Below are 22,864 nucleotides of genomic sequence, written 5' to 3' on the forward strand. Positions count from 1 at the left end.
TGTCTCCTCCTTGAATATTTTATATATATTTTTCTATATAACTTAAAAGCTTTTCATTAACTCTTAAAGGACCTTGTGGTGCTGTTTTTAGTCCATTATCTTTAAGATTATCCAAAAATAAATTTTCATCATCTATATATTTTAATAATTTTAATCTTATGAAATCTTTTTTTTCATTTTCACTTTCATCAAATTCATTTTTGTTAATCCAATATTTTCTATCATTCACTTCACGATTAGAAGAATTAAAAATTTTATCTATAACTGTTTTATACATTATTTTTTGTTGAGGTTTTGTACAATAAAGATAAACAATATCTCCTTCTTCATACTTTGCCTTTTTTGTCCAATCTATAAAACTATTATTGTTAAAAGCACTAAAAAAATTATATCTTTTAGAATTTGCTGGTATTATCCAATTTCCCATTTTTCCTCCTAAATATAATTATACCTTGTATTTTTTTCATATTGTTATTTATATTTTATCATATTTTTTTATAATATTACATCATTATTTTACATTATTATTTATCTTCATTTAAAATCATTCAAATCTTTTTAATTAGCTATTGACTTTATTTTAAATATGCTATACTACCATCGTAATCAAATTCAATAATAGTCAAAGCCCTTTGTTATTGGGGCTTATTTTTTATGCTTTTGGTATTGTTCTATATACACTTCAAAGCAAATTGCAAGATACTATAAATTTATCATATCATAAAAATTATACCCAAATCAATAAAAAACATTAATTTTATAAAATTCTTTGTTTTCTAATTTCAAATATTCCATTCTAAAATTAAAAACTTTATTTATCTAATTTTTGATGCCTTGGACAATCTATCAAAAAACAGTCATACAAAAATTTAGGATAAATTTCCACTTCTGGTTTATAATCTGTTTTCAATATTTTTTCATATTCTACCTTCAAATTCTTTATTTGTCTTTTTATCTCCCTAATTTCTTCTTTTTTCTCAGATTTTGTCCACTCTCTTTTAAATTCTCCATTTTTAACATCTTCTATTTCTTCATTTTTAAATTTCAATGCTTTCTCAAAAGATTTTTCTAATTTATCAAATTTATCTAATCGTTTTAATGAATAAAAATAAATTGGTAGTTCTTCATATGGTACTTGGCAATCCTTTTGAGCGTCTATTTTTAAATAAATTTCTACAAGTTTTTTATAATTCTCAGATAAATAATACAGACTTTCTAAATCACTACCAAAAAAATAATCATTATCAATATTTTCTAACATTAATTCATCAATTTGAGCCTCAATATTTACAAATTCCTTCAACTGAACCTTATTCGCAATATAAATATACTTTATCTTAGCAAAATCTTCTTTTTCAAATTCAAAATCTTTTTTTATTAATTCTTCTAAAATTATTTTCGCCTCTTTATATTTTCCATTAATCATCAGCAAATTTGCATATTCAAACTTATAAATTGGATTATTTTCTAATTCACAAGCTCTTTTATACATTTCTTCCGACTTATCATATTTCCCAGCACCATAATAATCCGCCCCAAGCCCATAATAAGCCTTAGAATTATTTGGATTAAATGCAACAGCCTTTCTCAAAGTTCTAATTGATCTCTTACTGCCATATCTCTGATCATCATAATAAAAACCTAAATTAGTATAAATCCGTGATTTTTCCTCATCAGTCAATTCATTTTCATATTTTTTAATAAATTCATTCAATAATTTATAAATATCATCCCATTGATAATTTAATTCATTATAAACTGCCGCTAATTGACAAACAACTTCCACATTTTTGGGATTTTCTAAAAGACATTTCTCCAAATAATCCTTATATTCAATAAATGCATGCTTATAATTATCGTAACTATCATTTTTTTGGATTTCATCCTGAATATATCTCGCCCATTCTTTTTGTGTTTGTTTCATAATTTTATTCCTTTCGTATTTCTTCAATCCTCATCAATTACCAAATGTTGTGGACAATCCACTAACCAACATTTATTTTCAAAAAACATAAATATTTCCATCTTAGGCTTAAATTCCGTATTTAATGTCTTTTGAGATATCAAAATAATATTTTTCAAACTATGTTCTTTATCTATTCACATAAATACCCCCATCAATATATTCTAAATTTTTCACTATTTGTCAAAGTGCATTCTCATATTCTGTTCTATTTTCGCTCAAAGCCTTTTCCCTTATTTTCTCTACATACTCTTTCATATTTTTACTCAATTTAACTTTAATATCCAATTTATTTCATTTCTCCTACTTTATTTTCCTTACATTATAACATTCTTTACAAAAATAAAAAAGGCTACAATAAAATCCCGTAACCTTTTTCTATCTTCAAATTATCTACTTCCATTCTTTCTATCATTTATAACTTTATCCACATCTTTAACATACTCATAATCAGCTTCTCCCAATTTCACATCTTTTCCAGTTGGCACATACCACAAAAATTTTGAAAAATAGTCTTTCAATTTTTTGTCTGAAAAATCATAACCTGCCATCGCATAAGGATAATTTCTCATTATTTTCAATTTTTCATCTGAAATATCTTTTATTTCATCTTTATCTAGATATTTTATCGCATAGGCATCGTCTGTCAAATCATCTTTAAATTTAAAACCTTTTTCCGTTTTATCAGGAAATACATAATTAACTCTCAAACCTTTTATTTCTGTCAATTCAAATTCTTCTTTAGGCTTGAAATTATTTGTTTTAAAATATAAATAACCTTTTTTTAATTTTGCATAAAGAACTTTGTATGGCTCATTTGTTTCATAGTTTTCTTTGTAAGCATAATCAACATTTCCTTCTCCAGCCAATTGCCATTTTATTTCTTTCCCATCTTTTGTTTTTACCACAGGCATCGCAATAAGAGCATCTCCTGGCTCAACAATCACTTCAAAATCATCCACCTTCTGATTTTTCCATTTTGAAATAGTCGACCAAACATAGTTGAAATCAACGGTTCCAACACCGCTACTTCCATCATAATGATAACTGTGCTCAACTACATTTTCTCCCTTTTTAAAATTAGCCTTAAAATAGTAAACATAACTCTTTTTGTAATATTCATATTCTTTTAGTATCTTTTCTTCATCATATTCCTTAAAATATTTTTTAACTTCTTCCAGTTGTTTTACATCTTTCGGTGCAAAATCAGTCAATCTATATGCTTTTGTACTCACACTTTGTCCATTGACAGAAGTCTTAAAATCCTTGAAATGATCTCTTTCATCCCATGCTTCATTCCCACCTTCAGGCGTAATAAATCCAATATATCTCTCCCCAGCTTCAGGACTATCAAACACAAATCTGACAGTTACCACCATTTCATTGTCTATCGTCCCATACTCCGACCTAAATTTTTCCAATTTAAAACGAAGCTTTTCACTCTTTATCGAAACATTCGACACATTCATCGGCACAATATGCCCACCTTCCGACCCAAATTCCCAGTCATTCGCCAATAAGTTCGCACCAAAAATCATAACTAGAGCAAATAATAGCAGTATTCTGATTTTTTTCATGACTACCAACTCTCTTTCTTTTATTTTTATATTTCAGTGAACTACTCCCGCTTTTAGAAGCGGGAGCTTCTTGGGAAGTATCTGCTTTTGCTAGCCAAATATATTTACCAAGCTCTTTGGGTAGTTCCTACCCTGTCTTTTTATTTCCTAATATTTCAAAATCTCTTTTCCAATGTTTTTTATATTCAGTGCCGCATTATAATCCCTATCAATCTCAATTCCACAGCACTCACATTTATAACTTCTTTCTGATAATTTCAGTTCATCTTTAACATTTCCACATCTACTACAAGTTTTCGATGACGGAAACCACTTATCTATCTTCAAAAATTGTTTCCCTAAAAACATCAGTTTATACTCAAGCATTCTCAAAAACATTCCCCACCCATTATCTCCTACACTTTTCCCAAAATTTAATGCCTGGCTCATCCCTTTCATATTCAAATCCTCAACAACCACAGCATTATAATCTTCAGACAATTTTTTCGATAATTTATGCAAAAAATCTCTTCGGCAATTTTTGATATACTCATGCAACTTTGATATTTTCATTTTTTGCTTATACCAATTTTTAGAAAACTTCACTTTTCTCGATAATGATTTCTGTAATTTTTTCAATTCTTCTTCCAACATCCTAAAATATCTTGGATAATCAGCTCTTTGGTTTTCAGAACTAATAAATAATTCAGACATTGAAAAATCAAGTCCAATTACTTTATCATTACTAGCTACCTTTTGAATTTCCTTTCCAAATTCCGTCAAAATAGAAACATAGTAATTTCCATTACTGTTTATCAATGTTACTGACTTTATCTTGTAATCCTTCGGTATTTCTCTATGATATTTTAATTTAACTTTTTTCAATTTTGGCAAAATCAAATATTTGTTTTCCTCAATTCGTATCGAATTATTCACACAATTTGTCGTGTAACTTTTAACATTATTCTTTTTAGATTTGAATCTTGGAAATTTTGCCCTCTTTTGAAAGAAATTCGTAAACGATCGTTTTACATTCAATTGGGCATTTGAAAGTGCTAGACTGTCTACTTCTTTTAGAAATTGATTTTCACTTTTCAAACTGGCAGGTGTAATTATTTTATTTTTTCCAGTTTCTTCATAAAATTTATTCGCAGTGTACAAAATCGTATTGTAAACAAAACGAACACATCCAAAAGTCTTGTTTATCAACAATTCTTGATCTTTATTTGGATAAATCCTATATTTGAATGCTAAATTATATTTCATGAAATTACACCTCCTTTTAATTTTGAATATATTTTTTAATTATTCCTTTAGAGATTTTATCATTAATGATTTCTCTTCGATATTTTATACAAAAATTGTATCATAAGAGTATCCTTTTTTCAATTTTTTTTACAAAAAAAGCAATTCATCTCCCACTTATAGAAGTCGGAGACTTCTTGCTATCTTTTTGTTAAAATTATACCTTATTTTTAATTTTTATCCAATATATTATTCTTATTTTTAAGAAAATTGAAAAAAATTAGAATATTTTTATAACTTTAAATTTTAAAAAGAAACAGTAATTAAATATTGTTTAAAAAGTCTAAAAAATTTTTTGCTTCAGTAATTTTTTTATTACTCAATATTTTATTTTCCAAATAATGCTAAAAAGATATCTTTTGAATTTTCATTTCCAATAACATAGACACCTTCTTTTAGTATTTTAACATATGTTATTTTAACTATTGGTTCATTTGACATTTCAAGTTTTTCAGTAATTTTATACGCATTTTCTCCTATTTTTTCTACATCAGTTGATAATAATCTTAATTTGTATTCGGCTTTTTCTTTTTCATAATATTCTTTATATTTTTCATCTTTCCCATCATTAATTATTTTTTCAAAGTCTTTTTTATCTTTTTCAACTATAAACAATCTTTGTAAAAATAAATTTTTCTTTTCTTTGTCATATAATTCTGAAATTACATTACTGTACTCATATTCTCTAGGCTCTTTTACTTTTCTAAACTCAAGTTTTTCAGGCATCAATATTGAAATATTTTCAAAAATTTCTTTATTTTTTCTTTTACTCAAAATTGTATTCTGAATATAATTTTTTTCCTCTATTTCTTTTTTCAATTTTAGTTTTTCATCTCTTTCAATTTGTTTTGGAGTCCTAGACTTTGGTTCAGAACATACTCCAAACTCACTACATGAAATTGCTACAACCCACGGTACTGCATATCCCACACCAGCTGCCACTCCTAATGCAACACAAGAATTTAATCCAAATATCCCTAATAACATTAAAAATAAAATTTTAAACTTTCTCATACCATTCTCCCTCTCTCTATTTTAAAATTTAATCTCATTTAAATTATACCACATTCTCTTTAAAAAAAATCACAGCAAAATTAATAACCGTGATTTATACAATATTTATTTTAATCTATTTCTAATTCCCTTTCCAATGCTTCCTGTAAAACTTTTGAAAAATTTATATTATTTCTTTTTGCAACTTCATTAAGCCAACTAGGAATAGTTACATTTTTTCTAATCGATTTTACATTTACTTCTTTTAAATATTTTTGAAAATCCAATCCTACTAACGATTTGAAAGAATTTTTAAGTGCTTCTTCAACTTCTTTTTCATCATCAAATAGCTCTTTAATATATAACTTTATATTTAATCCTTCCAAACTTGTTGCTTTAGGAAATTCTTTATTTCCCTTATAATAATCTAATAAGTTCATTCCTAAATAATCCGTTGACATATAATAAGCATCTTCTATACTTTTTCCACAAGTCGCTCCTCCAAAATCAGGAAACAGAACTGTATAACTTTCTTTTTCTTTTATAAAAATTGCTGGATAAACAACAAACATATTTACCTCCTTTGATCTCAAAGTAAGGAACAGGATTATTTTAATCCTGCTTCTTTTAGAATTACTTTTTCAAGTATTTTCCCTAATTCCTTACTATGACAAGGCACTTCGGTTACCTTACCGGTTGCGAAATTTTTCAATCTTCTGTAAGAACCTTTTCCGCCTTTTATTTCGACAAAACCATTTCTCTTCAAAAACCGAATCATTTCTTTAGAATTCATAGGCATTCCTAATCACCTCAAACCTATTATACATCAAAATACGCATAAAGTCAATTTTTTTATCTATTATTATTCAAATTTTAAATATTTATTATCAAAAAATATCTCTGAATAAATTCCAATTTTTATTTAATTATTTTACAATACTCATATTTATGATTTTTATCCTCAGCCCGTGAACTATGCTCGTCCACCACTTTAAATGTATTTGAATCTGCATCATTCAATACATCTTCATTACAATATACATAATCATTACCCTTGATATAGAAATCATTCAAAAATTTACCCTTATCAGTAACTTTATTGAAATAATTACCAATATCATCTATTTTTAGAAAATAAATTCCATTTTTATCTTCTAAATAATAACCATTCCTATTTTGACTATTTAAATTCAAAATTTTAAAACTTTTAGAATCTAAATCTTCTTTTCTATCAGCTTCAAAATATACATTATCCTTATCTTTTGAAAAATCATTATTCAATACTTCAAATGTTTTTATATCAGCTCCTTTTATCAAAGGCTCTTTTTCAACAATCCAGCTTATATAAAATATATTTTTATCATCTTTACTGTAATAATCATTTATCACTTCAAATGTATTAGGATTTGCACCTTTCAAAACTTTAACAACATTTTTTAAAGTATTATCTGTATCTAAAATATATGATGGATCTAATTGAATATAATATACATTTTTACTATCTTTTGCATAATACGAATTATCTTTTTTTAAATTATTTTTTCTTATAATTTTAAAACTATTTGGATCAATTTCTTTTATTTTTTCACCCAAATAATACACACCATCTTTATTTTTTATAAGTTTTTCTTCAATTATTTTAAAATTTCCATCAGTATTTTTTATTCTTTTTATATCCGAATTTGAATTTAAATTATAATATATATTATTTTTATCAATATCGTAATATTCATTTAACTTTCTAAAAGTTTGGATATCTGCTCCCTCTAACTTTTTCCCATTAGAATAAATGCTATTTTTATCTTTCACAATATCCTCTTTTACCTCAAATGTGTTAATATCTGCTCCTGACACTTTTTTATCCTCATAATAAATGTTATTTCTATCTTTCGCATAATCCCATTCCATTATTTCAAAACTATTTTTATCAGCTCCTTTAATTATCTTATCAAGATAATAAATTCCATTTTTATCTGATATATAGCTATTTGATAATCTTTTAAAACTTGCTTTATCAACAAACTTTAAAGGCTTTTCAAAATAATAAATATAATTCTTATCTCTTGCAAAAAAATCTCCTAAATCTTCAAAAGTTTCCTTATCATAATAACGATTTGCTTCTACATTAGGACTTCCAATCCAATATATACCGTTTTTATCCTTCACATAATTAATAAAATCATATTTAGATTTTACAATTTTTACTGTATTTACATCCACATTGGGATAATCAATTCCATTAATATAAACCGTATTTTTATCTCTTGCCACACCTTTTTCCAAAATCTCAAATGTTTTTATATCTACTTCATTATCTCCATTTTGTTTTTTCACCGTTTCTCCATCATAATAAATAGTTCCTTTATCTCTTGCATACCCATCTTTTAATATTTTAAAACTTTCCACATCAGGTAAAAATTTATTGTACTGACTGACTACCCCATTTACATATTTCACGACAAGTTCATCATCCCAATAAACTTTACCATCTTTAATCGTATATTCTGCAAATCCAATATTTCCAATTAAAATAATTAATCCTAACATCCTAAAAAATTTTTTCATAAACACCATTCTCCTTCATCAAAAATCATTTAACAAATACAAAAAGACTGAAATAATCAGCCTTCTATCAAAAATTAATTTAAAAATGTTGTATTTTTAACTCGCCACTGTTCCAATTTAATATGAACCCAAAAACTGTATATTCCCAATGTCACCACTATTAATAATAGCCATTTTATCCAATTTCCAAATAGTCCTACTGCAGTTCCATTAAATTGCAGCCTTCTTCCTTCTATAACAGTGTGATTTATTTTCCAACCATAAATCATGCACAAAGCCCATGGGAAACAAATTCCTAATGTACATGATGTTATTAGGCTTCCTAGAATAATCCAGCCAATATAACTTAATAATCCTCCGTCAAAATAACTTCTATTTTCCACGTTTCCTCCTCACAGTATATTTTATTATTAATATAAAAAAATACCCCTAAGGGTTGGAGATAGAGGTGAAATCTTCGTTATCTAGTTATTTTGTAAATAAAATATACAAACATTACTAAATATACTAGGAAATCATACATCTCAATACCCCCTTGTTATAATACTACGAGTTGGCAAACTCGTGATATTATTATAACAAAAAAGACTGGAAAAATCCAGCCTTAGTTTAGCCATTTTGTTTGTATTATAACAAGTACCTTTCAGGGTTTTTTCATTAACCTAGGTAAATGTATTATTATAAGTTCTTTATGGTGGGACCGGTGGGGATCGAACCCACAACCTACCGATTAAGAGTCGGTTGCTCTGACCAGTTGAGCTACGGTCCCATAAAAAACTTTTAATCAACATAATTATATTATCATAATTTATCACTTTTGTCAAGGATTCTATAAATTTTTTCTAAAAAGAAATTTGTAAATCTCTCACAAATAAACAACTTGCATTATAAAAGTGAGAGATTTTTTTCTGATATTTATTTATTAAATTTTTATTTATTTTTTTAATTTCTATTTCCCTTCAGCTACAACTTTATCCATCCATTTAAATAATTCATCTAGATCATAATCCCCCGAATGCGGTGTTGCCCAAGGAGATGAAAAATCAACTTTTTTCCCAAGATTTTCCAATTTTATGGCAAGTATCGCAGGTATTGCAAGTGAAGTATCTTTGTCAACTGCACCGTGTCTTATTCTCCAATATTTCACTTTTGAATTTTCAATATAATTCATCGGATTCATCATTTTTATAATTTTCTTATCTGCCATTGTTCCATTTACTGTCGAATGTTCTAGCATATATTCTGTAAAATGCTTATTATCTGTAGTTTCATCTCCAAATTCATTATTTTCTCCAGTCGATAAATCCACATTATCAAAGGCTCCAGGCGTTTTTTGTCTACCCATGTAAGCAATATATTTATTGTAATCCAAATCTACAACTTTTCCATTTTTTATTGTTAAAAAGTCAAATTCTGATAAATCAGTTCCTTTTTTCAAAGCCGCATTTGCAGAATCAATGTAATACTGCTTAATTTGATTTTTAAAACTTCCATTTCCATCTTTATCCAACATTAAAAGTTTACCGTTTTTGTCCTTCAATTTCAAACTATTCACATAATCAGGAAACATTTTTTTCAAATCATTTGAACGTGAAATTTCATCATCAGTCAACATACCTTCAGTGTATTTTCTTTCCACATTGTAATCTAGCATTGAAATTTCTATCTTTTTATATGTTTTCACATCATTAAACATCCATTCATACGCTGTATTTGCATTTTCTAAATTAGTTATTGGACAATAAGCTGAAACTGCGTAAATATCATCTCTAGCCTTCAATGCTCCAATTTCCTTCAAATAAGGCTCGTAATCCTTGCTATTCCCAGTTGCACCTAACAGAGCTGAAACTGCTCCTCCAGCACTTGTCCCGTTAGAAATAATTCTGTCAGCTCTACCAGGCATTTTATTATCATTATAACGCAAATATCTCACAGCTGCTTTCAAATCTACAATTACAGCAGGTGCTTTTCCAGTATATTTCCCATCTTTTTCCAAAGTTCTACCTCTAGTTCCAGGACTTGCCACGACATATCCATTTGATAAGGCGACTAATGAAGCATCAGGTTTCCCATCTCTTCCATTTCCAGGCACTCCAGCCGCTCCAGGCATATATCCTCCAACTGTATTTGGGAAAAATATTGGTGCAGTTTTTGCATTGTATTTCCCAACTGATTTATTTTTAAAATATTCTTCTGGAATATAGATATTTATAGTTTCATATGCAATATCAACTGGTTTTGCTACATAAACTATATTTTCATAAGCACGATAAGTAACAGTTTTTCCGTTAACAATAGCTGTTTTCGTCGTATAATTTTTATTTGCATCAAAATTTAAGTTGTACCCATTTTCTGTTTTATTTGTTATCATATCTTCGGTTATTACTTTTTTATTCATAGGCGCTCCCATTTGTGGCTTTTTATCTTCATTCTTATTTACTTCAGAACTTTTCTGATATTTGCTAGAATCTGTTAATCCTTTTTCATTATCAGTAGCCATTAAAAAAGCTGAAATTAATAAACTCATTACAATCAATTTTTTCTTCATAATTTCTCCTTTAATTTTTTTATGCGACATTATAACATATACTTCATGAGATTCATATTTCAGTAATATTAGTTTATTTATTCTTTACTATTTTAAATCTATTATTTAGAATATACCTATACTCAAATTATAAATAAAAATGCCACACCTCCAATTTCAATTTCTAAAACCATTGGTGTAGCACATTCAATCTTATTTTTCTGTTAAAAAATTAATGTTTAAAATGTCTAATTCCAGTAAATACCATTGTAATTCCATGTTCGTTACAAGCATCGATAGATTCTTGATCTCTCATTGATCCACCAGGTTGTACAATCGCTTTAATTCCTGTTTTTGCAGCTGTATCTACGCAATCTCTGAATGGGAAGAAAGCATCTGAAGCTAATACTGCTCCTGTCAAGTCTTTTCCAACTTTTTCCTGAGCATGTTGCAATGCATGTTCTGTTGACCAAATTCTGTTAGTTTGACCAGTTCCTACACCAATTGCCATTCCATCTTTAACGACTACAATTGCATTTGATTTTACATATTTTACAACTTTCATTCCTAATTCCATATCAGCTTTTTCTTTTTCAGTAGGTTGTTTTTCAGTAACAACATTCATTTCATCAATCATTTTATTATTTGTTCCTTGAACCAAAATTCCACCATCAACTTTTACATAATCGAATTTATCTTGTGGTTTTGGAGTTTTACATTCGATAACTCTCAAGTTTTTCTTAGTTTTCAAGATTTCCAACGCTTCATCTGTAAATGAAGGTGCAATTACGATTTCCAAGAAGATTTTTTTCAATTCTTCGGCAGTTTCTTTATTAACTTCTCTGTTAAGTGCCACAATTCCACCAAAAATCGATACTGGGTCACAATCATGAGCTTTTTTGTACGCTGTGAAAATATCATCTGCAACAGCCACACCACAAGGAGTTGAGTGTTTTATCGCACAAGCTGCTGGACCATCAAATTCTCCAACCACTTTCCAAGCAATATCCATATCTCTAATATTGTTAAATGATAATTCTTTTCCGTTCAATTGCTTAATATCTTTCATGCTTCCATTTTCAGTAGTTGAAACATAATAAGCTGAAGATTGATGAGGATTTTCCCCGTATCTCAAGTCAAATTTTTTCTCATAAGAAACATTCAAATATTTAGGATAATCTTCTTCTAGCAAGAATGCAGAAATTGCCGCATCATAAGCTGATGTCAAGTTAAATACTTTCCCAGCCAATCTTTTCTTAGTTTCATAAGAAACTTCTCCATCTTTTTCCATTTCTTCCATAACTACTGAATAATCTTCAGTTTCGCAAATAACTGTTACATCTTTAAATGATTTTGCGGCTGAACGAAGCATTGTAGGTCCACCTATATCAATAAATTCGATTTTTTCATCAAAAGTTTTGTCAGTTTGAACTTCTCTAAAGAACGGATAAAGATTAACAACAACATAATCAATTGTTTCAATTCCTTCTTTTGCAATCGTATCCATGTGCTCTTTATTGTCTCTAATCGCCAAAATTCCACCATGAATATTTGGATGCAAAGTTTTTACTCTCCCATCCAGCATTTCTTTAAAATTCGTAACTTCTGAAACATCAATTACAGAAAGACCATTTTCCTTCAAATATCTGTAAGTCCCTCCTGTCGAAATAATTTCCACACCCTTTTTATCCAAAAACTGTGCAAATTCTAAAATTCCCGTCTTATAAAAAACGCTTATTAATGCTCTTTTTTTCATTTTAAAATTTCCTTTCTTAAATTTTTTGATAACTTTTCTATTTCAAATTTATATTTTTCAAACATTTTTTTTGATTCTTCTTTTCTTCCTTGATCAAACAAAATTACAGACATACAAGAATATGAATTTGGATTTCCTTTTTTTAATGCTTCAAAAAAATATTTCTCAGCCTCTTTATATTTTTTTTGCTCAAGAAAATTATTCCCTTTCAAAAATTCTTCATTTCCATTCGCAGCATATCCTATCGAAAAAGCAAATAAAAACATTGCAAATATTAAAAATTTTCTTTTCACGAAACTCTCTTTCACTTACTAACAATTTCAAATTTTTCTATTTTTTTAAACATAATATTAAACATAATATAAGTAAAAGTTCCATCAACTGTACCTAACGACTTAGCATCTATTTCATCTAAATTAAAAATTAAAATTATTATTATAAAAAATATTGGAACTAAAAACATTATAGATAACATTATAGATAAAATAAAAAAATTATATTTAATTTCTACTACAACTTCTTCCTTATTTTCCAAATCTAATCCTAATTTTCTTTTTTTAGATTTTTTTTCTGAAAGTATCACATAATCTTCATTAGTTTCAAAAATTATTTCTGAATTTGGCTTTAATTTCTTCTTTTCATTGTCTATCCAAATAGTTTTGGGAAATAACCTAAACTTAAATTTATCATGTACGATTATTTTTGACATTTACTCTCCTTTTCTTTTTTAATCCTATTTTTCAAGCAACTTCTTAATCCCTTCAATCAGTAAAACATGTTCCTTCTCAAGCACTCTCTTCTGTAAAACTTCAGGCGTGTCATCAGTAAGTACAGGCACCTTTATTTGTAAAATAATTTCTCCTGTGTCAACTCCTGTATCAACAAAATGAATTGTACATCCACTTTCAGTTTCTTTTGCTTCGATAACTGCTCTGTGAACATTCATTCCATACATTCCCTTTCCACCAAATTTTGGAAGCAATGACGGATGGATATTTATAATTTTTCTTGACCATTTTTTTATAAATTCTGGCGATAAAATCGACAAATATCCTGCTAATACGATATAATCTGTCTTTTCGTCATCATTTTCAAGAACATTGCTAATTTCATCAGACAATTTTTCTTTTAATACTTTTCTGTCAAGCAAAACATTTTTTATGCCATGTTTTTCTGCTCTTTTAAGTCCATAGCACTCTCTATCTGCAATTACATAAGAAATTTCACAATTTAAGTTTCCTTGCTCAATGTTGTCAATAATTGACTGTAAGTTCGACCCTCCACCAGAAACTAAAACTGCTATTCTTTTTTTATTTTTATTAGACATTTTTTCACTCTCTTTAAATTTATTTTTATCATCTTTATTTTTAATATAAATTAATTTTTTCGTCACCTTTAACAATAGTTCCTAATTCATAGGCTTCTTCTCCATTTTCAGCTAAAATATCAATAACTGTTTGAGCATCATTTTTATTTACGATAACAACAAATCCAACTCCCATGTTGAATGTTCCCCACATTTCTTCTTCTGGAACTCTTGAGAATGTTTCGTGTTTGAATAATGGATGAACTTTTACTTTCGCTTTTTCGATGTTTGCACAAAGTCCATCTGGTATAGTTCTTGGAACATTTTCAATAAGTCCTCCACCTGTTATGTGAGCCATTCCGTTCACTTGTACTTTTTCCATAACTTTTTGAATTGGTTTTACATAAATTTTTGTTGGTGTCAATAAATGTTCTCCAATTGTTTTTCCATTGAATTCTTCGCTAAAATCAGTGAATAATTTTCTTAATAATGAGAATCCGTTACTGTGAGCTCCACTTGAAGGAATTGCAACAATTACATCTCCTTCTTGAACTTTACTTCCATTAACCATTTTTTCTTCTTCAACTACACCAACTGCAAATCCTGCAATGTCATATTCTCCATCTGCATAAAATCCAGGCATTTCAGCAGTTTCTCCACCTACTAAAGCTGAATCTCCTTGAAGACAACCTTCTACAACACCTTTAATTATTTCAGAAGAAACATTTGAGTCCAATTTTCCACAAGCTAGGTAATCTAAGAAAAATAATGGTTGTGCTCCGTGACACAAAATATCATTTACACACATTGCAACACAGTCAATTCCAACTGTATCGTATTTATTTGTTTCAAATGCAACTTTTAATTTTGTTCCAACTCCATCAGTTCCAGACACTAAAATTGGTTTTTTGTATTCTCCTAATTTGTATAAAGCCCCAAAACTTCCCAATTCGTTCATAACATTTTTGTTATAAGTTGCTTTTACTCTTTCTTTTATTTTCTCAACACTTCTGTATCCTTCTTCTTTATCTACTCCTGAATCTTTATAAGAAATTGACATTCTTTATCCTCCTGTTTTAAATTAAATCTCTACTTTTTATTTTACAAAGTTTGCAAAATCTTCTGCATATTTTGTAGGGAAAAATTCCGTAATTTCATATTCCGCAATTCCATTTATATTAAACGGATCTTCTGAAATTATTTTCTTAACTTCTTCTAAATTTTCTGCATTTAGCAAAATTACACCACCTGTTCTAGGATTTTTTCTTCCTGAACAAATAAATTTTCCCATTTCATAATATTTTTCCAAAAATTTTATATGTTCTTCTAAATATTTTTCAACTTCACTTACTGTTTTTACATAATTTAAACTTACTATATACATTTTTCACCTTATTTTTTCAATTTTTTCAAAGCCTCTTTTTGAATTGGTGTCAATGAAGTGTAAAATTCTTCTTCGTAATCTCCCAATCCAGCTGGATAATCTCCATTAAAACATTCCATGCAAAGTCCTGTATATGGTGCATCAAAATTAAGTCCTATTGAATCAATTAATCCGTCAATACTCAAGAAAGCCAATGAATCTGCACCAATGTAATCTCTCACTTCTTCAACAGTTTTATTTGCCGAAATCAATTCTGATGAATTTGACACATCAATTCCGTAAAAAATAGGAAACTTGAATTCTGGTGATGCAATTCTTACATGAACTTCTTTTGCTCCAGCTTCCTTCAATAACTGAACAATACGGCTTGAAGTAGTTCCACGAACTATTGAATCATCAATCATAACTACAACTTTGTCTTTTACAACACCTTTTACAGCAGAAAGTTTCATTCTAACACCTTGTTCTCTAAGTTCCTGAGTTGGCTGAATAAATGTTCTTGCTACATATTGGTTTTTGATTAATCCCATTTCATAAGGTTTTCCGCTTTCTTCTGCATAACCACTTGCTGCTGACAATGACGAATTTGGAACTCCAATTATAATATCTGCATTTTCAACAGGTGCTTCCTTTGCCAATCTTCTTCCACATCTTTTACGAGCCGAATGTACATTTATTCCTGAAATATCCGAATCAGGTCTTGCAAAATATACATATTCCATCGCCGCAATCGCAGTCGAAGTATCGTCAGTATATTTTTCAATTCTGTATCCATCTTTATCAATGATTACAACTTCTCCAGATCTAATATTTCTAACAAATTCCGCTCCGACAATTTCCAACGCACAAGTTTCACTCGCCAAAATATACGCTCCATTTTTTGTTTTCCCCAAAATTAAAGGACGAAATTCAAAAGGGTCAACTGCACCGTACAATTCTGTCTGAGTTTGAACTAAGAAAGAAAATCCACCTTTTACTTGTCTTAACGCATCTTTCAATTGGCTCAAAAAATCTTTTTCTTTACTTCTTCTAATCAAATGAACCAACACTTCTGTATCTGATGTAGAATGAAAAATCGCACCGTGTTTTTCCAATTCTCTTTTTAATTTTTTCGCATTAATCAAATTTCCGTTGTGTGCCAAAGCGATAGTTCCGTCAAAAAATTGGAACAAAAATGGCTGAATATTACGACTGCTACTACTTCCAGAAGTCGCATATCTAACATGCCCAATTGCACAATTTCCTTGTAAACGGTTAAAAATTCTATCATCATTAAATACTTCCGACACAAGTCCAGGCCCACGATGACCATTCACACGCTTACCGTCACTTACTACAATTCCTGCCGCTTCTTGCCCTCTATGTTGCAAACTATGCAATCCATAATAAGTAAGTCTTGCCGCTTCGTGGTGTCCAAAAACTCCAAAAACTCCACACTCTTCATTCAAGCTCTTAATCATTTGTAGTTTTCCTCCATTTTTGTTATAAATAGTTTAGTTTATACTTTATCAATATTTTTTATTTTATTTAAATGACAAGGGGTCAAGACCCCTTGCTAATATATGATTTCAGAAATTTATTTTTTTAATTTATTTTAAAACTTCTTCCATACGACGAAGAACTTCACGATAAGCACCCATTACGTCTCCTAAATCTTGTCTAAATCTATCTTTATCCAATTTTTTAAGTGTATCTTTATCCCAAAGTCTCATTGAATCTGGACTAATTTCATCTGCAAGTAAAATATTTCCATCTTTATCTCTTCCAAACTCAATTTTATAATCCACTAAAATCAAGTTCATTTTATCAAATAATGCAGACAACAAATCATTAATTAAGAAAGTTTGTTTTTTAATTTCAGCCAATTCTTCTTCAGTAACCAATTCTAATGCTAAAGCATGATCATCATTCAATAATGGATCTCCTAAATCATCATTTTTGTAAGACAATTCAAAAGTAGGTCTTTTAAAGATTTTTCCTTCTTCAGCCGCATATCTTTTTACAAAACTTCCAGTTGCTCTATTTCTAATAATTACTTCCAAAGGCACAATTTCCACTTTTTTACAAAGTTGTTCTCTTTCATTCAAAGTTTTAATCCAGTGAGTTTTTACACCGTGTTTAATCAAATATCCATAAAGTAATGTAGAAATTTTATTATTCAAAATTCCTTTATCTTCCAATTGATCTTTTTTTACTCCATTAAATGCAGTCGCATCATCTTTAAAATACATAATTATTTCATCCGCATTATCTGTTGCAAAAATTGATTTTGCTTTTCCTTCATAAATTTGTTCTCTTTTTTCCATTTTTATTTCCTCCATTTTTTATTTTTAAATCATATCAAATAAATATTATACTGTTCAATAACTAGAATTTTTTTTATTTCCACAAGGGGTCAATATCAATACCTCTTGCTTCAAAATATTTGTTTTATTAAATTATAAATACATATAACTTCCAAATAAGTCTATTACAAATTATAATTCAACTTTTTTCTCATTATCAGCAATAAATTTAGCTTTCATTTCTTTTCTAAATGTAACCAATTTTTCTCTAATTTCAGGATATTTTATTGCAAGAATTTGCACTGCTAACATTCCTGAATTGTATGAATTATTAATTCCAACAGTTGCTACTGGAATAGATTTTGGCATTTGAACAATCGAATAAAGTGCGTCCAATCCTTCAAGTGCTCCATTTAAAGGAACTCCAACTACTGGCAGTATTGTTTTTGAAGCAATAACTCCAGGTAAATGTGCCGCAAGTCCAGCACCAGCAATAATCACTTCTGCACCTCTTTTTTCAACATCAGCCAAAACTTCTTCCAATTTTTCAGGAACTCTGTGAGCCGACAATACATAAGCCTCAAACTCAATCCCAAATTCTCTCAAGCAATTTGCTGCACCTCTCATTTTGTCAGTATCCGACTGACTTCCAAAAAATATTGCTACTTTCATTTTCTACTTTCTCCTTTTCTCTATTTAAAGAATTTAATTCCATTTCTAAAGATATTTTGTTCTTTATCTCCATAAATATTTTTATAAACATTTTTACCTTTTCTTTCAGAATGTCCCATTTTACCAAAAATTCTACCATTATATGCCAACATTCCTTCAATCGCATAATACGAACCATTTGGATTAAATTGTGAATCCATTGTCGAGTTTCCATCCAAATCAACATATTTAGTTGCAATTTGATTATTTTTAAATAATTTTTTATATTCTTCTTCTGTAATAACAATTCTTCCTTCTCCGTGAGAAATCGCTACTGAATGAATATCTCCTTCTTTCATATTAGCTAACCAAGGTGAATTATTTGTAATAATTTTTGTTTGCACAATTTTCGACATATGTTTGTCAATTGTATTAAATGTCAATGTTGGCGAAGTTTCATTTAATTCACGAATTTTTCCATAAGGTAACAATCCTGATTTAATTAACGCTTGGAATCCATTACAAATTCCTAAAATTAATCCATCTCTCTTCAATAGATTTTCCACTGCTTCTTTAACTTTTTTATTCTTCAATACAGCAACCATAAATTTAGCCGATCCATCTGGTTCATCTCCCGCACTAAATCCACCAGGCAACATCAATATTTGCGAATTATTAATTTCTTTAACAAAATTATCAATTGAACTTAAAATATTGCTATGTGACAAGTTATTAAATACACCAATTTTTGCAAGTCCACCTTCTCTATTAAATGCTCTTTCCAAGTCATATTCTGAGTTTGTTCCAGGGAATACTGGAATAAATACTCTTGGTTTCGCATAAGCATTTGAAATATTGCTAATTATATTTTCATGCTCAATTTTTTCAAGTTTCTCGTATTCAACACCTTTACAATGTGCAATTCTATGTTCTTCTGCCACTTCTTTTTTAGTTGGGAACACTTTTTCAAGCGGTTTTTCCCATTCAGCAATCAATTCATCTAAATCCATTACTGTATCATTATTTATAACAATTTTTGCTTCTTCAGTAACTTTTCCTAACAATGTAGCATTTTTATAATCAATTTTTTCAGGAGTTTCAATTATAAATGCTCCATAATTAACTTTAAACCATTCATTTTCTGCATTTTCAGCAAAATTTACATTCACACCTAATTTATTACCAAATGTCATTTTTGCTATACTTTCAGCAATTCCACCGTTTTTAACAGCTACTGACGCAACAATTTTCTTATCTTTAATATTTTTTTCGATGAAATCAAAGTTTTCTTTTAATTCTTTCAAGTCTGGCAAGTCATTTTCATCTAATTTAGTCGTAATCAAGTAAACATTATTTCCCGCTTTTTTAAATTCACTCGAAACAACATCTTCAGCATTTACAACACTTACAGCAAACGAAACTAATGTTGGCGGAACTGAAATATCATTAAATGTTCCACTCATCGAATCTTTTCCACCAATTGAAGGCAATCCAAATTCTTTTTGAATATGTAATGCTCCCAATAACGCTGATAATGGTCTTCCCCATTTTTTAGCATCATTTCCTAATCTTTCAAAATATTCTTGGAATGTAAATCTTACATTTTTGTAATTTCCTCCAGCTGCCACAACTTTAGCCAAAGATTCAATTACCGCATAAGCTCCTCCGTGGAATGGAATTTGTTTTGCAATGTAAGGATTATATCCGTATCCAACCATTGACGCAACATCTGTTTCAGCATTTATCACTGACACTTTTTGTACAGAAACTTCAGCTGGTGTTAATTGATATTTACCACCAAACGGCATTAATACTGTACTTGCTCCAATTGTCGAATCAAAAGTTTCAACCAATCCTCTTTGAGAAGTTACATTCAAGTCTTTCAAGTTGTTAACAAATTTTTCTTTAAATGTATTTCCAACAATTTCTCTATCCAACACCAATTTATTAGAATTTTCAATTTTAATATTAATATTTGAAGACGCTCCGTTTGTATTCAAGAAGTCTCTCGAAATATCAACGATTGTTTCTCCATTGTAAGTCATAACCAATCTGTTAGAATCATTAATTTCAGCAACTTTGTAAGCCTCTAAGTTTTCTTCAGTCGCATATTCAACAAATTTATCTAAATCTTCTTTTCTAATTACAACTGCCATTCTTTCTTGTGATTCAGAAATCGCCAATTCAGTTCCAGTAAGTCCAATATATTTAACTCTAATTTCATTCAAGTCAATTACCAATCCGTCTGCAAGTTCTCCAATCGCAACTGAAACTCCTCCGGCACCAAAATCATTACATTTTTTAATCAATGTCGTAACATTTTTATTTCTAAATAATCTTTGGATTTTTCTTTCAGTAACTGCATTCCCTTTTTGAACTTCAGCACTTGATTTTTCTGATGATTCTGTAGTATGTTCTTTAGATGAACCAGTAGCTCCACCAATTCCGTCTCTTCCTGTTCTTCCACCTAAAAGTACTACGATATCTCCCGCTTCAGGTTTTTCACGAATAATATTTTCAGCTGGTGCAGCTCCTACAACAAGTCCTAATTCCATTCTTTTCGCTTTATAACCTTCATCATAAATTTCATTTACATGAGTTGTTGCAAGTCCAATTTGGTTTCCATAAGATGAAAATCCATGTGCAGCAGTTTTTGTAATAACTTTTTGAGGTAATTTACCTTTTATTGTATCTTCAATTCTTTCAGTTGGATCCCCAGCTCCACTTATTCTAACTGCTTGATAAATAAAAGTTCTTCCTGATAATGGATCTCTAATTGCTCCACCTATACAAGTTGCAGCTCCTCCAAATGGTTCAATTTCTGTAGGGTGATTATGTGTTTCATTTTTAAATTGTAAAATCCATTTTTCTTCAGTTACTTCTACTTTTCCGTCTTCATTTATTCTTTCCACAGGAACATCAATGTAAATCGAACAAGCATTAATTTCATCAGAAACTTCTAAATCTGGAAGCGATCCATTTTTTCTTTGTTCTTTTCCAAAAACAGTTGCCAAATCCATTAAAGTCATTGGTCTTTTGGCTTCTCTTTCCTCATAAACATATTTTCTACTTTCAACATACTCATTTATTGCTTTATTAAATAAATCTCTATAAACTTCATTCTCAACTTTTATATCATCAATAATTGTTTCAAAAGTAGTATGTCTACAGTGATCAGACCAGTAAGTATCAAGCACTCTTATTTCAGTTTCTGTCGGATTTCTTTTTTCTTCATTTTTAAAATATTCTTGAATAAATAGCAAGTCTTTTGCAGTCATTGCTAATTCTAAATCATTTCTCATTTTAATAATTTCTTCTTCGGTTTTTTGAGTAAATCCATCATAAACAATGACTTTATCTTTATTTGCAGTTTCTACATTTTCAGATAAAATATCTAGATTTTTCTCTCTTGCTTCTACATCGTTTATATAATATTTTTTAACTTTTTCTAATTCTTCAGAAGAAATTTTTCCGTATAAAATTATTAATTTCCCACTTTTTACATTAATATTGTTGTCCTTGTCAATTAATAAATTTACACATTGAATTGCAGAATCTGCTCTTTGGTCATATTGACCTGGCAAAAACTCAACAGAGAAATACACATTTTCTTTGCCTTTTTCTTCTGCATCAAACACATCTTCCAATGATTTATACACATTATCCACATTTACTTCAGAAAATACAGTTTTTTCTAGTTTTTCTAAATCACTTTCACTTAAATTGAATATGTCATAAATATTTAAAACCCTTATTCCTTCAAGTGAACTTAACTTAATATTTTCTTGCAAGTCACTCATTAAATTTTGAGTTTCTACTCTAAAATCTTCTTTCTTTTCAACAAAGATTCTATAATTCATTTTCTTCCTCCTGATTTTTTGATATTGTAAATTAATTTTGATAAAAAATAATCTAAAATAACAATATTTTAATTTTTTAACACAATTAAAATAAAAAAAATCTAAGCACAAAAAATTAAGCACTTAGATTTATATCTATTATATTGATTATTATTTTTTTGAAAATCTTTAATTCTTTGGATTAAATTGTTAATCGTATAAGACAAAGTAGACAAGCCCGCAATTTGCTCATCATTAAAGGTAAATGCAACAACTAATTTTTTAACTGTCATTGATTTTTTCATGATTTTTCCCTCCAAATAAAAATTTAATTTAATGTTTTCCTATAATGCAATAATAACCTTTCAATTTTTCATTTATTTCGATCAAACTTGAAAATTTTTAAATTTTAAAATTCAATCTCAATACATGAATATTAAAGAAACATTTAATTTTATTTCAAACATAAAAATAATATTTTAACACTTTTGGAATAAATTAAATTTTTTTACTTGCACCTATAGTTAGCAATTTCAGGTTGCTTGTAGAAACTCTCTGCCTTATCCAAAGAATATATAAGTTTAAGTCTGTCATTTAATTAATTTAAGTAAACTAAATAACATGAAGTATCTTTCTAGCTATAAAAAGTATAACAAACTTTTCATATTTTTTCAATAGAAAATGAAAAGTTTTTCATAATTTTTCAAAATACAACTATAAAAACTCAATTTTTT

The 22,864-nt window shown here is 28.6% G+C and carries 21 protein-coding genes, 1 tRNA gene and 1 riboswitch; all 22 genes read right to left on the reverse strand.

Features of this window, described 5'->3' with window-relative positions; translation table 11 throughout:
- Positions 1-19: 19 nt before the first annotated feature.
- Positions 20-427 carry a hypothetical protein gene (locus tag J4863_RS05160; protein ID WP_146964174.1) on the reverse strand — a complete coding sequence of 136 codons (408 nt, stop codon included), beginning with the start codon at positions 425-427 and terminating at the stop codon, positions 20-22.
- Positions 428-811: 384 nt separating this feature from the next.
- Positions 812-1,924: a hypothetical protein gene (locus tag J4863_RS05165; RefSeq protein WP_211617737.1), complete on the reverse strand. Its 1,113-nt coding sequence runs from the start codon at positions 1,922-1,924 to the stop codon at positions 812-814.
- A 428-nt stretch (positions 1,925-2,352) separates the two neighbouring features.
- Positions 2,353-3,540: a YARHG domain-containing protein gene (locus J4863_RS05170; protein ID WP_211617738.1), complete on the reverse strand. Its 1,188-nt coding sequence runs from the start codon at positions 3,538-3,540 to the stop codon at positions 2,353-2,355.
- 147 nt (positions 3,541-3,687) lie between these two features.
- Positions 3,688-4,785: an RNA-guided endonuclease TnpB family protein gene (locus J4863_RS05175; protein ID WP_211617739.1), complete on the reverse strand. Its 1,098-nt coding sequence runs from the start codon at positions 4,783-4,785 to the stop codon at positions 3,688-3,690.
- Positions 4,786-5,151: 366 nt separating this feature from the next.
- Positions 5,152-5,838 carry a hypothetical protein gene (locus tag J4863_RS05180; RefSeq protein WP_211617740.1) on the reverse strand — a complete coding sequence of 229 codons (687 nt, stop codon included), beginning with the start codon at positions 5,836-5,838 and terminating at the stop codon, positions 5,152-5,154.
- A gap of 110 nt (positions 5,839-5,948) precedes the next feature.
- Positions 5,949-6,389: a type II toxin-antitoxin system HicB family antitoxin gene (locus J4863_RS05185; protein WP_211617741.1), complete on the reverse strand. Its 441-nt coding sequence runs from the start codon at positions 6,387-6,389 to the stop codon at positions 5,949-5,951.
- A 35-nt stretch (positions 6,390-6,424) separates the two neighbouring features.
- A complete protein-coding gene (locus J4863_RS05190; RefSeq protein ID WP_211617742.1) occupies positions 6,425-6,616 on the reverse strand; it encodes a type II toxin-antitoxin system HicA family toxin in 192 nt (63 codons plus the stop codon).
- Positions 6,617-6,735: 119 nt separating this feature from the next.
- Entirely contained in the window at positions 6,736-8,382 is a 1,647-nt protein-coding gene (locus J4863_RS05195) for a DKNYY domain-containing protein (protein ID WP_211617743.1), read from the reverse strand.
- A 74-nt stretch (positions 8,383-8,456) separates the two neighbouring features.
- Positions 8,457-8,765, reverse strand: coding sequence for a DUF898 family protein (locus J4863_RS05200; protein WP_211617744.1), 309 nt, complete (start codon positions 8,763-8,765; stop codon positions 8,457-8,459).
- Positions 8,766-9,074: 309 nt separating this feature from the next.
- Positions 9,075-9,151, reverse strand: a tRNA-Lys gene (locus tag J4863_RS05205).
- A 180-nt stretch (positions 9,152-9,331) separates the two neighbouring features.
- A complete protein-coding gene (locus tag J4863_RS05210) occupies positions 9,332-10,930 on the reverse strand; it encodes a subtype B tannase (protein WP_211617745.1) in 1,599 nt (532 codons plus the stop codon).
- Positions 10,931-11,141: 211 nt separating this feature from the next.
- The gene (purH, locus tag J4863_RS05215; protein ID WP_211617746.1) at positions 11,142-12,665 is read right to left on the reverse strand and encodes a bifunctional phosphoribosylaminoimidazolecarboxamide formyltransferase/IMP cyclohydrolase; all 1,524 of its coding nucleotides are present in this window, start codon (positions 12,663-12,665) and stop codon (positions 11,142-11,144) included.
- Positions 12,662-12,958: a hypothetical protein gene (locus J4863_RS05220; RefSeq protein WP_211617747.1), complete on the reverse strand. Its 297-nt coding sequence runs from the start codon at positions 12,956-12,958 to the stop codon at positions 12,662-12,664. The genes purH and J4863_RS05220 overlap by 4 nt, the downstream gene beginning before the upstream one ends.
- Before the next feature lie 11 nt (positions 12,959-12,969).
- Positions 12,970-13,374, reverse strand: coding sequence for an antibiotic resistance protein VanZ (locus J4863_RS05225; protein WP_211617748.1), 405 nt, complete (start codon positions 13,372-13,374; stop codon positions 12,970-12,972).
- A 24-nt stretch (positions 13,375-13,398) separates the two neighbouring features.
- A complete protein-coding gene (gene purN / locus J4863_RS05230; RefSeq protein WP_211617749.1) occupies positions 13,399-13,992 on the reverse strand; it encodes a phosphoribosylglycinamide formyltransferase in 594 nt (197 codons plus the stop codon).
- A gap of 40 nt (positions 13,993-14,032) precedes the next feature.
- On the reverse strand, positions 14,033-15,031 hold the full coding sequence (purM, locus tag J4863_RS05235) for a phosphoribosylformylglycinamidine cyclo-ligase (protein ID WP_211617750.1): 999 nt from the start codon (positions 15,029-15,031) through the stop codon (positions 14,033-14,035).
- A gap of 36 nt (positions 15,032-15,067) precedes the next feature.
- Complete coding sequence (locus J4863_RS05240; RefSeq protein WP_211617751.1) at positions 15,068-15,355, reverse strand: YciI family protein; 288 nt, start codon at positions 15,353-15,355, stop codon at positions 15,068-15,070.
- Positions 15,356-15,363: 8 nt separating this feature from the next.
- Complete coding sequence (gene purF / locus J4863_RS05245; RefSeq protein ID WP_211617752.1) at positions 15,364-16,815, reverse strand: amidophosphoribosyltransferase; 1,452 nt, start codon at positions 16,813-16,815, stop codon at positions 15,364-15,366.
- A gap of 129 nt (positions 16,816-16,944) precedes the next feature.
- Positions 16,945-17,661 (reverse strand): phosphoribosylaminoimidazolesuccinocarboxamide synthase, encoded by a 717-nt coding sequence (purC, locus tag J4863_RS05250; protein ID WP_178937971.1) that lies wholly within the window; start codon positions 17,659-17,661, stop codon positions 16,945-16,947.
- 171 nt (positions 17,662-17,832) lie between these two features.
- The gene (gene purE, locus J4863_RS05255; RefSeq protein ID WP_147003913.1) at positions 17,833-18,312 is read right to left on the reverse strand and encodes a 5-(carboxyamino)imidazole ribonucleotide mutase; all 480 of its coding nucleotides are present in this window, start codon (positions 18,310-18,312) and stop codon (positions 17,833-17,835) included.
- A 20-nt stretch (positions 18,313-18,332) separates the two neighbouring features.
- Positions 18,333-22,151, reverse strand: coding sequence for a phosphoribosylformylglycinamidine synthase (locus tag J4863_RS05260; RefSeq protein WP_211617753.1), 3,819 nt, complete (start codon positions 22,149-22,151; stop codon positions 18,333-18,335).
- 101 nt (positions 22,152-22,252) lie between these two features.
- Positions 22,253-22,435: a hypothetical protein gene (locus J4863_RS05265; protein ID WP_211617754.1), complete on the reverse strand. Its 183-nt coding sequence runs from the start codon at positions 22,433-22,435 to the stop codon at positions 22,253-22,255.
- A 196-nt stretch (positions 22,436-22,631) separates the two neighbouring features.
- A riboswitch (purine riboswitch) is annotated at positions 22,632-22,729 on the reverse strand.
- Positions 22,730-22,864 lie beyond the last annotated feature (135 nt).

It is taken from the genome of Leptotrichia sp. oral taxon 221 (assembly GCF_018128245.1).
In the GTDB taxonomy this organism is placed as follows: domain Bacteria; phylum Fusobacteriota; class Fusobacteriia; order Fusobacteriales; family Leptotrichiaceae; genus JABCPH02.